Here is a 12,246-nt window from a genome sequence, read left to right as displayed (position 1 = left end):
CCCCTATGCTGCTTCAGACCCGCATCATCCTGTTCGTGCTGGCCACCGTCACCGTGGTGGCCGGCCTTCTCCTCGGCTTTGCCGCGCTGCGCGAGGATGCCCTCGACCGCCGTGCGAGCGAGCTGGAACTGGCCCGTCTGGAAACCTCCTGGCAGCTTGCCGTGTCGGGTGCCGTCGGGCGCATCGACCAGGGGCTGGGCCGGCTGGCGGGCGACGCCGAGATCGCCCGCGCGGTGGAGGCGGAGGATCGCGGCGCCCTGGACCGGCGCGTCGGGACGCTCGGCATCGTCGCCGCGCCCGCCACCGGCGGGATCACCGACGTGAACCTGCTGTCGAAGTCGGGGGAACTGCTCTACAGCACCGACCCGGCGCTGGAGCCGGAGCCGCTGCTGAACCGCGGCGCGCTGGATGCCATCCTGTCGGGTCAGAAGCTGGCGCGCGGCGTCCGTCTGGTGGACGGCGAGCGGCTGGTCGTGGTGGCCGGCGTGCCGATCTATGCCGGGACCGGGGCCGGCGGCGGGGCGGGCAGCGGGGCCGGCGTCACCGGTGCCGCCGTCGCCGGGCTGGATTTCGTCGCCGCGCTGGACGTGCTGCGGCGGACCACCGGCGGGCGCGTCTTCGCCGTGACCCGCAACGGCACGGCCTTCGACGGGCAAAGCGATCCGCTGTGGCCGGCCGTCCAGCCGCTGGTCCGTCCGGCGGTGCGTAGCATCGCCACCATCGCCGGCGGCGGGCGCCGCTATGCGCTGGCCAGCCTGCCGGTCGCCGACCTCGCCGGCGGGCGCGTCGCCACCGTGCTGATCGCCACCGACGTCACCCAGGCGGTGGAGGAACAGGCGCTGTGGTCGGTCGCCTATGTCGCGGCGGTCGGGCTGGTGCTGCTGGGCGCGCTTGGCCTGCTCTACGGCTTCCTGCGGCGGAACTTCTCCACGCTCGATGGCGCGGTGAAGGCTTTGCAGGACCTCTCCCGCGGGCGCGCCATGGGCTATGTCGAGCTGCCGGCCGGCAACGACGAGATCGGCCGCATCGCCGGTGCCGTGGAGGTCTTCCGCGGCGTGATGCGCGAGATCGAGCGCAGTGCCGGCCAGCGCGAACGGCGCCTGCGCCGCCAGCAGCGCTTCATCCGCCGCCAGATGGAGGCGCTGGCCGTCACCCTGGAGGAGGATGCCCGCCAGAACCTGCTGGAGGAACTGCGCCAGATCGAGGCGGAGACCCACGATGCCCAGTCCGCCCAGTCCAAGGGGGTCGGCGACGAGTTGGGCCTGTTGGCGCTGGGCTTCTCGCGGCTGGCGACGCGGGTCAGCACGCAGCAGGTGCAGCTGACCCAGATGGTGCGCGACCTGCGCGAGGCGCTGGACGACAAGCGGCGTCTGATCAGCCTGCAGCAGGAGCTGGAGATCGCCCGCACCATGCAGCTGACCATCCTGCCGCAGGTCTTTCCCGATCTGCCGGAGCTGGACATCGCCGCGCGGATGGTCCCGGCGAAGGAGGTCGGCGGCGATTTCTACGATTTCTTCCCGATTTCCGAGCACAAGGTGGCGCTGGTCATCGCCGACGTGTCGGGCAAGGGCATCCCGGCCGCCTTCTTCATGCTGATCACCCGCACCATGCTGCGCGCCATCGCCGAATCCGGCGTCGGCCCGGCGGAGACCATGCGCCGGGTCAACAACCTGCTTGCCGCGGAAAACGAACAGATGATGTTCGTCACCGTCTTCTACGGCGAGTTGGACCTGCGCACCGGTGTGCTGGCCTTCTCCAACGGCGGCCACAACCCGCCGCTGCGCATGACCGCGTCAGGCGCGGTGAAGGATCTGGAGCGCACCCCCGGCATCGCGCTGGCCGCCATGCCCGACATGCCCTTCGGCGAGAAGACCGTGACGCTGGACACCGGCGACATGGTCGTTTTGTTCACCGACGGCGTGACCGAGGCCTTCAACGGTGAAGACGTGATGTATGGCGACCCGCGGCTTGTTGCCGCAGTCGCCGGGCAGACCAACGCTTCGGCGCGCGACGGGCTGGACGGGGTGCTGACCGATGTCGCCCGTTTCACCGCCGGGGCGCCGCAGTCCGACGACATCACCTGTCTGGTCCTGCGCTGGCGTGGGGCGGCGGACGCACCGGCCGCCACCATGGCGCAGTTGGCCGACCCCGTAGCCTGACACTGAAAAAAAATCGATGGCGGTAGCTGTCCGGTCGTACTGCGAATGCATCGTCGGACCGGCGAGGGCGTGCTATAACCACGGGGTAGGAAAGAATCGGGCAATATCCAGCTAAGGCAAGGCGAGGGCAGGGGATGAATATTACCGAACAGTCGGTCAACGGCGTCACCGTGCTGCGCGCGGACGGTCGCATCGACAGCGGCAACGCCGCCCAGTTCGAAGCGGCACTGCTGTCGGTCATCGGCGCCGAGGGCACGCGACTTGTTGTCGACATGGAACAGCTTTCCTACATCAGTTCTGCCGGGCTTCGCTGCCTGCTGGTCGCCGCCAAGGCGGCCCGGGCGAAGCGCGGAGCCATCGCCCTGTCGGCCATGGCGCCGCACATCCGCGAGGTGTTCGACGTCAGCGGCTTCTCGTCGCTGTTCGAAATCCATGCCGATGCGGCTGCGGCCGTGGCGGCGCTCGGCGGATGACAGCGGGCGGTCAGGACACCGGGGGCGTTTTCAGCCGGCTGCGGCCGGCCTTGCGATAAGGCGGTTCCCGAAAGGGGGCCGGGTGTGTGATGGGAAGTGCCATTCGGCCCAACATCCTGGTTGTTGAAGACTCGCCGGCCGTACGGCTGTCCGTGGCCGGCTATCTGGAAGGTCGCGGTTTCGACGTGACCGAGGCAGAGAACGGCCGTGCCGCCATTCGCGCGTTGGACCGCCGCAGCTTCGACCTGATCGTCACCGACGTGTTGATGCCGGAGGTGGACGGGATCGAACTGATCAAGGCGGCGCGCACCGCCCAGCCCGACGTGAAGATCCTCGCCATGTCCGGCGGCGCTCCGAACATGCCGGCGGGCTATCTGCTGAAGATGACGCGCATGTTCAATGCGGATGAGATCATCTACAAACCCTTCCTCAACGAAGAGTTGGGGGCTGCGGTTGCCCGTCTGCTCGATCAGCCGCTTGCCAATTAAGCAGTTTGAAGTCTCTGCCCAATAATAGGGCGTAAAAGAAAGCGGCTTCGGTGCAAGAAGCGCCGAAGCCGCAAGTGATGCGTGGAACCAACCGCTTTTTACCACGCAAGCATCGTGCCAAAAATCACCCACTGGACCGTCGGCGGCCGAGAAAAATCCGGAACGCCATTTGGTCCCTCCTGTTGTTCGGGAAACGCGGGCGCATGGGCGCCGGTGGCCGATGCCAATCGCGCCGTGCCGACCGCGGTTCCAAGAATCCAGCAAGAGGGAGCCGACCGCGATGGCGCAGAACGAGAATCGGTGGCGCGGTGAGGGCCGCGACTGGCGCGACGACGACCGCGAACCGAACCGGCACCGGGATTGGGGCGAGGCCAAGCACGCCGGCGTCTACGATCCCGACGATTACCGGTCCAACGACCGTGAAAACATGTATCGACCGCAGGCGCATCTTCACCAGGACGAGCGCGGACATCTCTACCGCGATCCCGGATACAGAGGACAGGTCGGCAACGAATCCGGCGGCTACGGCCGCGATCCCAATATGGACCGTGGCGACAACCGCCGCGACAATTCCCGCGAGATGGAGCGTGTCTATGACCGCAGCTTCGGCGGCGGGCGCGACATGAGCCGCGGCGGCTATGGCGCCGGCTATGGCGGACGGTCCGGGTCGAGCGGCTATGGCGGATATGCCGGCGCCGGCAATGCCGGAACCGAAGGCAACTACACCAGCCGCGATGTCGGCAGCAGCGAGTATCGCGACCGCGATTACGGCGTCCGCCCTTATGGCGAAGGCGAGCAGGTCGTCCGCGGCCGCGGCTCCCTCGGCTATGGCGAGCGCGAGACCGGCGACCGCAACTATGGCAGCCCTGACTACCGCAACCGCAGTTACGGGTCGCAGGGTGGTTACGGGAGCGGCTATGGCGGCGGTTACGAATCCGGCCGCGACCGTGGGGAGTGGGAACGCGGCGGTTCGAGCCGGCGTGATTTCGGTGGCAGTTCATCGACCAGTTACGGCGGCAGCTATCAGCGCGACGAGGGTCGCGACCGCTCCTGGGGCGAGGATCGCGGCGGGATGTACCGCGCGCAGGAGGCTCGGGGGGGCTATGGCGGGGGCCGGACCGAGCGTTGGGGCGAAGACCGTGGCCGCACGCAGCAGCGCGGCTTCTGGGAGCAGGCCGGCGACGAGATCGCGTCCTGGTTCGGCGACGACGATGCCGAACGCCGCCGGCACGAGGATGAACACCGCGCTTCCCAACATCGAGGCCGTGGTCCGCGCGGCTACAGCCGCTCCGACGAGCGGGTGCGCGAGGACGTCAGCGACCGCCTGACCGATGACGCCTATGTCGACGCGTCCGACATCGAGGTGGCGGTCAGCGGCGGCGAGGTGACTCTGACCGGAATGGTCCCCGACCGCCACACCAAGCGCCGTGCCGAGGATGTCGCCGAAGCGGTGTCCGGCGTGACCCATGTGCAGAACAACCTGCGCGTCCGCAGCCAGACCGGCAACCAGGGCGGCTCCGGCTGGGGCAGTTCCACCGGGGCCGGCGCGTCCGCCATGGCGAATGCGGGGAGCGGCACCGGGACCGGTTCGGCTTCCGGTGCCTCCACCGGCATCAGTTCCGGCACCACCGCCTCCGCCATGGGCGGGACGTCGGGCGGACTGCAGGGGGGCGACACCACGGTCGGCACCAATGCCGGTATCGGCGCCTCCACCGGCACCGGGGCCGGGACCAGCGGCGGTCCTGCCGGCGCCTCCGCCGGCACCGGGTCGATGACCGGCTCCACCACCGGCGCCACCGGCGTCACCGGCGCCACCGGCACCAGCCGATCCTCCACCACGCGGAGCTGACCTGCCACGGCCGCAAGGGTGCGTGTCCCACAGCGGCGAAGCTCCTATATGGGCGCGGGTTCCGGCTTCCCAGGCAGCGCCGCCTCGGGACTCCGGAGTCCGCGCCCTTCGCGCTTGAATGCTCCGGCCGCGCCATCGGCACAACGCATGGTGGTGGTCCCGCGGGGAGGTCAAACCCTTGGCCGGGATGGGCTTCCAACGATGACGCCGATTTCATTTTTACTGGAGAGCGGTTCCTTGACACTCTAAGGAACTCCACTATCGTCATTTTTTGAAACCCGTGGGTTCCATTCATGCCTCTCGATGCGGAAGAGATACCTGACTGGCGGGCTCGGCGGCGCGAGGTGATCCTCAACGCCGCGGCGGAGCTGTTCGCCGGCCGCGATTATGCCTCCGTCCAGGTCGAGGAGGTGGCGAAGCGGGCCGGCGTCGGCAAGGCGACGCTGTACCGCTACTTCCCCTCCAAGGAGGAGCTTTATCTGGAGTCGCTGGAACGGGCGCTCGGCGGGCTGGAGCAGAAGCTGAACGCCGAAATCGCCCCGCAGCAGGTTCCCGCCTCCGTCCGGCTGTCGGCGATGGTTTCCGCCCTGGTCGGCACGTTGAGCGAACAATTGCAGACGCTGAAGCGGCTGGGCGGCGACCAGTCGGACCTTGCCGACCGCACGCGCCGGATCATCGGCCGCCGAAGCGAGCGCACCGCGACCGCCCTGCAGCAGGTCATGGCAGACGGCATGGCGTCGGGCGAGTTCCGCAAGATCGATCTGGAAATCGTCCCGCTTCTGGTGATCGGCATGGTGCGCGGCGGAATCATGCAGATGGATGAACGCCCGCGCGAGGCGCTGGAGCGCTCCGTCATCGACTTCCTGATGTCCGGCCTGACCAATCTGCCTCCTTTCATATAAGCGCAAGCCGGCCACCGGCGTTTGGAGTCCCAACGGATGAGACGGCTTTTCCTGGCCCTGCTGGTCGCGGCACTGCTCGGCGGCGGCGGGTATTACTGGTATGAGACCCGCCATGCCGGGGGCCAGTCCCAGACCGCCAAGGCCGACGCCGCACCGGCGGGAACCCGTGCGGTTCCGGTGGTGACCCGGAAGGTGGCGGTCCAGGCCGTGCCGGAGCAGATCGTCACCATCGGCAGCGTCCAGCCCATTGCCGCCATCGCCATCAAGGCCCGCGTCGACAGCGTGGTCGAGACGGTGAACTTCACCGAAGGGCAGGAGGTGAAGACGGGAGACACGCTGTTCACCCTAGACAGCCGGGCGCTGGAGGCCCAGCTGCGTCAGGCCCAGGCCAATCTGGAACGCGACCGCGCCAATCTGGAAAAGGCCAAGGGGGACGTGAAGCGCTATGCGGAGCTGGTGCGCACCAGCGCCATCTCCCGCACCACCTATGATGCCGCCGTCGCCACCGCCGATGCGTTGGAGGGCACGGTGAAGGCCGATCTCGCGGCGATCGAGGCGGCGAAGGTGTCGCTCAGCTTCACCCGCATCACCGCGCCGATGGATGGACGCACCGGCACGGTGAATGCGAAGGTCGGCACCATGGTCCGCGCCGCCGACACCAACCCGTTGGTTACCCTGACCCAGCTGCGGCCGATCAACGTCTCCTTCAACGTCCCGGAAAGGCATCTGCCGGCGATCCGCGCCGCAATGGCGACTGGAAGATTGCCGGTCACCGCCTCCATCGCCGGCAGCCGCGGCGAGACGGCGGAGGGCAAGCTGTCCTTCGTCGACAGCCAGGTCGACCAGCAGACCGGCACCATCCTGGTGAAGGGCGAGTTCCCGAACGCCGATACCCGGCTGTGGCCGGGCCAGTTCGTCGACACCGTGCTGACCCTGCGGGTGGAGCCCGACGCCCTGACCATCCCCGACCTTGCGGTGCAGACCGGCCAGAGGGGCCGCTACGTTTATGTCGTCAAGGCCGACGAGACGGTGGAGGTCCGCCCGGTCACGGTCGAGCGGACCCATGGCGGGCTCAGCATCATCGCGTCCGGTCTGCAGGCCGGTGAACGGGTGGTGGTCGATGGCCAGTCGCGCCTCTCCCCCGGCGCCAAGGTTACCGAGCGGCCCGGCGACAAACCTGCCGGAACCTCGTCCGGCGAGACCGCTGAGGGCGGCCGCCAGCAGGGTTCCGCCGCACAGGATGAGGCCGGCCGCAGCGTCCTGACCCAGGACAAGTCAGGCGGGGGTGCGACATGAACCTCTCCGAACTCTGCATCCGCCGTCCGGTGATGACCATTCTCCTGACGGCGGCGCTGGTTCTGGGTGGTCTGGCCGCCTATCGCCAACTGCCCACCGCGGCGCTGCCGCGGGTCGATTTCCCGGTGGTCAGCGTCACCGCCACGCTGCCCGGCGCTTCGCCGGAGACGATGGCGGCCTCCGTCGCCAGCCCGCTGGAGCGGGAATTCTCCACCATCGCCGGCATCGACACGCTGACCTCGAACAGCACGCTCGGCAACACCAACATCACCATCCAGTTCGTGCTGGAGCGCGACATCGACGCGGCTGCGGCCGACGTGCAGGCGGCGATCGCCCGCACCCAGCGTCGGCTGCCGGCCGACATGACCACGCCGCCCAGCTACCGCAAGGTCAACCCGGCCGACCAGCCGATCCTGTTCCTGTCGCTGAACTCACCGACCCTGCCGCTGGCGAGGCTGAACGACATCGCCGAAACGCTGATCCAGCCCAAGGTCGCGACCTTGCCGGGCGTGGCCCAGGTGCAGATCTACGGCTCGCAGAAATACGCCGTGCGGGTGCAGGTCGACCCCAACGCGCTGTCGCTCCGCGGCATCGGCATCGACGAATTGCAGAAGGCGCTGGCCGCCGCCAACGCCAACACCCCGGTCGGCACGCTGACCGGTCAGCAGCAACAGCTGGTGATCGCGGCCAACCCGCAGCTTCCCGACGCCGCCGCCTTCCGCGAGCTGATCGTCGCCTACCGCAACAACGCGCCGGTGCGGCTGGGCGACGTGGCGCAGGTGCTGGACAGCGTCGAGAACAACCGCACCGCCAGCTGGCTGAACGGCACGCGCAGCATCATGCTGGCGGTCCAGCGCCAGCCCGACGCCAACACGGTCGACGTGGTGGACCGGGTGCGCGAACTGGTGCCGGTGTTCCAGGCCCAGCTTCCGGCCTCCGCCGCAATCCAGATCGTCAACGACCGCTCGCAATCGATTCGTCAGGCGGTGGAGGACGTGCAGTTCACCCTGGCCCTGACCATCGTGCTGGTCGTGCTGGTGATCTTCCTGTTCCTGCGCCGGCTATCCGCCACCCTGATCCCGGCGCTGGCCGTGCCGATTTCGCTGATCGCGACGGCGGGCGGCATGCACCTGATGGGATTTTCGGTCGACAACATCTCGCTGATGGCGCTGACCTTGGCCGTCGGCCTCGTGGTGGACGACGCCATCGTGATGATGGAGAACATCGTCCGCTACGTCGAAGAGGGGATGAAGCCGTTCGAGGCCGCCATCAAGGGCTCGCGCGAGATCGGCTTCACCATCCTGTCGATCACCCTGTCGCTGGTCGCGGTCTTCATTCCGATCCTGCTGATGGGCGGCGTGGTCGGCCGGCTGTTCCATGAATTCGCGCTGGTCGTGACCATGGCGATCGCCGCGTCGGCCTTCGTGTCGCTGACGCTGACGCCGATGATGTGCTCCCGCTTCCTCGTCCACAATGCGCATGGCGAGAAGGAGGGATGGTTCGGCCGTGTGCTGGAAGGCGGTTTCTCGGCCCTTCTCAATGGTTATGCCCGCACCCTGCGCTGGACGCTGCGCCACCGGCCGCTGATGGGGGTGGTGATGATCGCCACCGTCGTCGGCACCGCGGTGCTTTATCAGGCGATCCCCAAGGGCTTCTTCCCGACCGAAGACATCGGCCAGATCCAGGTGACGACGGAGGCGCGGGCCGACATCGCCTTTCCGTCGATGGCGGAGCGCCAGCAGCAGGTCGCCGCCATCATGAAGGCCAACCCCGCGGTGGTGGACGTCATCTCCTCCGTCGGAGTCGGCGGCAGCACCGGCAACCAGGGCCGCATGTTCCTCACGCTGAAGCCGCGCGAGGAGCGCCCCTCGGCGACCGAGGTGATCCAGCAGCTGCGCCGGCAGGTCAACGGCATTCCCGGCATGGCCGTCTACATGCAGCCGGTGCAGAACCTGCGCATCGGCGGCCGGGCGTCCAAGAGCCTGTACCAGTACACCATCCAGGGCCTGGACCTGGACGAGCTGTACCAGTGGTCGGGCCGGCTGGAGCAGACCCTGCACGGCATTCCCATCCTGCAGGATGTCACCAGCGACCTTCAGCTGAACAATCCGCAGGCCTATGTCCACATCGACCGCGAGAAGGCCGCGACTCTGGGCATCGGTGTCGATCAGGTGCGCTCCACCCTCTACAGCGCCTTCGGCCAGCGGCAGGTCTCGACCATCTACACCCCCAGCAACGACTATCAGGTGCTGATCGAGCTGGAGCCGAAATACCAGGGCGACGACAGTTCGCTGTCACGCATCTATGTCCGCTCCACCACGTCGGGCAAGCTGGTGCCGCTCGACGCCTTCGCCCGGGTGGAGCGTACGGCCGGTCCGCTGGCGGTGGCGCACCAGGGCCAGCTTCCGGCGGTCACCCTGTCCTTCAACCTGGCGCCCGGCGCCTCGTTGGGGCAGGCGGTGGACATGATCCGCGAGTCGGAGCGCGAGTTGGGCCTGCCGCCCACGATCACAACCGGCTTCGCCGGAACCGCCCAGGTGTTCCAGGATGCCCAGGCCGGTCAGGCGCTGCTGCTGTCGGCTGCGGTGCTGGTGATCTACATCGTGCTGGGCGTGCTGTACGAGAGCTTCGTCCACCCGCTGACCATCCTGTCCGGCCTGCCGTCGGCGGTGATCGGCGCGCTGGGCACGCTGATGCTGTTCGACACCGAACTGAGCATGATCGCCATCATCGGCATCCTGATGCTGATCGGCATCGTGAAGAAGAACGCGATCATGATGATCGACTTCGCAGTGGAGGCGCGCCGCAACGGCATGTCCGCGCATGACGCCATCGAGCAGGCCTGCATCCTGCGCTTTCGCCCGATCATGATGACCACCATGGCCGCCATCATGGGCACGCTGCCCATCGCCATCGCCCATGGCGCCGCCGCCGAGCTGCGCCAGCCGCTTGGCCTCGCCGTCGTCGGCGGCCTGTGCGTGTCGCAGGTGCTGACGCTCTACATCACGCCCTCGCTCTACCTCTACATGGAGGATTTCGGCCGCTTCGTCGGCAACCTGTTCCACCGCGGCGGCAAGGCCGAACTGCCCCACGGCCCGATGGCGGCCGGCGGCGACGACTGAGCGCATGATCGTCCCACGTGCAGAAGCATCTTGCGGGACGCGGGAAATGGCTTATCTTTAGGGACAGGCGTACCGGGGTGGCTAGACCCCGATACGCCCATCCGATCAGCGGTTCAGAAGATCAAGGCACGCCTTGATGATCTGCAACAGCAGGATCAGGAGTGTGAGGATTTTGTCCATCCTCTTCTCTCCCTTGGTGTGCGGACGGGGTGGCGGCCTATCCGCCACCCCGTCCGCACCCGGCCACTATACCCACATGGTTGCAGATGTGTGCGCCGGCTTACGTTTCCCGCTTGCAAAATCTTGTGGATAATCCCGTTTCCATAAGAGGATCAGCAGAGATCCGCCACCCAGACATGAAAAAGGCCGCTTCGTCAGCGGCCTTTTTGATTGGCATGTGAGAGACGCTTACCCGCGCGCGGTCGTGCGCAGCGTCTCTTCCGCGGCGCGGATCAGGGCCATCGACTTGTTGACGGTCTCCTGGTACTCGGCCTCGGGATCGCTGTCCGCGACCACGCCGCCGCCGGCCTGGACATACATCATGCCGTCCTTCAGCACGGCGGTGCGTAGCGCGATGCAGGTGTCCATGGCACCCGACGCGCCGAAATAGCCGATGCAGCCGGCATAGACGCCGCGGCGGGCCTTCTCCAACTCGTCGATGATCTCCATGGCGCGGACCTTGGGCGCGCCGGACACCGTGCCGGCGGGGAAGCCGGCGACCAGCGCGTCGAGCGCATCGAACTTCGGATCCAACTCGCCCTCGACGTTGGAGACGATGTGCATGACGTGGCTGTAGAGCTCCACGATCATCTTGGCGGTCACCTTGACGGTGCCGACCTTCGCCACCCGGCCCACGTCATTGCGGCCGAGGTCGAGCAGCATCAGATGCTCGGCCAGTTCCTTCGGATCGCTCAGAAGATCGGCGGCCAGCGCCTCGTCCTCCGCCGTGGTGGCGCCGCGCTTGCGGGTGCCGGCGATCGGGCGGACCGTGACCTTGCCGTCGCGTACGCGCACCAGGATTTCCGGGCTGGAGCCGACGATGGTGAGATCACCGAAATCGCAGTGGAACAGGAAGGGCGACGGGTTCAGACGGCGCAGCGTGCGGTACAGCGACAGCGGCGAAGGCTTGAAGGGGAAGCGGATGCGCTGCGACGGCACGACCTGGAAGATGTCGCCGGCGCGGATGTACTCCTTCGCCTTCTCCACGATCGCGTGATACTCCTCGCGCGTCGTGTTGGAGGTCCAGGCCAGCGGCAGTCCGTTCTCGGTCCGCGGTTCGCGCCGGTAGGGCAGGGGGCGCTCCAGGTCGGCCAGCGCGTCGGTCAGCCGTTCCCGCGCGTCGGCATAGGCCGTGGCGGCATCCTTCCCCGCCTTCGGCCAGACCGGCGTCACCAGCGTGATCGAATCGGTGTGGCTGTCGAAGATGGCGACGATGCTGGGCCGGGTCAGGATCGCATCCGGGATGTTCAGCTCGTCCGGATTGTCGTCCGGCAGCCGTTCCATCAGCCGCACCATGTCGTAGGTCATGTAGCCGAACAGCCCGGCGGCCATCGGCGGCAGTTCCTCCGGCAGTTCGATCCGGCTCTCGTTGATCAGCGTGCGCAGGGCGTCGAGAGGTGCGGACTCGAGCGGCTGGAAGGCGTCGCGGTCATGCAGGGCGTCGCGGTTGATCTCCGCCCTGTTGCCCCGCGACCGCCACACCACGTCCGGCTTGAAGCCGATCACCGAATAGCGGTCGCGGCGCGAGCCGGCCCCGCGTTCCGCCGATTCCAGCAGGAAGCCGAAGGGACGCCCGTCCGCCAGCTTCATATAGGCGGAGACCGGAGTCTCCAGGTCGCTGACCAGCGTGGTCCATACCACCTGCGGCCGGCCGGCGGCGTAAGCGGCATCGAAGCTGGCGATATCGGGCTGGACCTTCACGGCACGAGACCTCTTGCTTGGCTGTCGGCTAAGCCGG

General features: G+C 67.7%; 8 protein-coding genes. 7 read left to right on the top strand and 1 reads right to left on the bottom strand.

What is annotated here, in order from left to right; genetic code table 11:
• The first annotated feature begins 5 nt into the window (after positions 1-5).
• From J2Y49_RS08835 to J2Y49_RS08805, 7 genes are all read left to right on the top strand, one after another.
• Positions 6-2,159 (top strand): PP2C family protein-serine/threonine phosphatase, encoded by a 2,154-nt coding sequence (locus J2Y49_RS08835; RefSeq protein ID WP_310114150.1) that lies wholly within the window; start codon positions 6-8, stop codon positions 2,157-2,159.
• A gap of 134 nt (positions 2,160-2,293) precedes the next feature.
• Entirely contained in the window at positions 2,294-2,632 is a 339-nt protein-coding gene (locus tag J2Y49_RS08830) for an STAS domain-containing protein (RefSeq protein WP_149223351.1), read from the top strand.
• Between the two features lie 89 nt (positions 2,633-2,721).
• A complete protein-coding gene (locus J2Y49_RS08825) occupies positions 2,722-3,120 on the top strand; it encodes a response regulator (protein WP_310114148.1) in 399 nt (132 codons plus the stop codon).
• A 280-nt stretch (positions 3,121-3,400) separates the two neighbouring features.
• The gene (locus tag J2Y49_RS08820) at positions 3,401-4,969 is read left to right on the top strand and encodes a BON domain-containing protein (protein ID WP_310114147.1); all 1,569 of its coding nucleotides are present in this window, start codon (positions 3,401-3,403) and stop codon (positions 4,967-4,969) included.
• 293 nt (positions 4,970-5,262) lie between these two features.
• On the top strand, positions 5,263-5,871 hold the full coding sequence (locus J2Y49_RS08815; RefSeq protein ID WP_310114146.1) for a TetR/AcrR family transcriptional regulator: 609 nt from the start codon (positions 5,263-5,265) through the stop codon (positions 5,869-5,871).
• A gap of 36 nt (positions 5,872-5,907) precedes the next feature.
• On the top strand, positions 5,908-7,167 hold the full coding sequence (locus tag J2Y49_RS08810; protein ID WP_310114145.1) for an efflux RND transporter periplasmic adaptor subunit: 1,260 nt from the start codon (positions 5,908-5,910) through the stop codon (positions 7,165-7,167).
• Complete coding sequence (locus tag J2Y49_RS08805; RefSeq protein WP_310114144.1) at positions 7,164-10,289, top strand: efflux RND transporter permease subunit; 3,126 nt, start codon at positions 7,164-7,166, stop codon at positions 10,287-10,289. Before J2Y49_RS08810 ends, J2Y49_RS08805 begins: the two co-directional genes overlap by 4 nt.
• A gap of 408 nt (positions 10,290-10,697) precedes the next feature.
• Here J2Y49_RS08805 and trpE read toward each other — a convergent pair whose 3' ends face one another.
• On the bottom strand, positions 10,698-12,209 hold the full coding sequence (trpE, locus tag J2Y49_RS08800) for an anthranilate synthase component I (protein ID WP_310114143.1): 1,512 nt from the start codon (positions 12,207-12,209) through the stop codon (positions 10,698-10,700).
• Between the last annotated feature and the right edge of the window lie 37 nt (positions 12,210-12,246).

The organism is Azospirillum sp. BE72, from assembly GCF_031455875.1.
Classification (GTDB): domain Bacteria; phylum Pseudomonadota; class Alphaproteobacteria; order Azospirillales; family Azospirillaceae; genus Azospirillum.
This window is presented reverse-complemented; position numbering and strand designations above follow the sequence as displayed.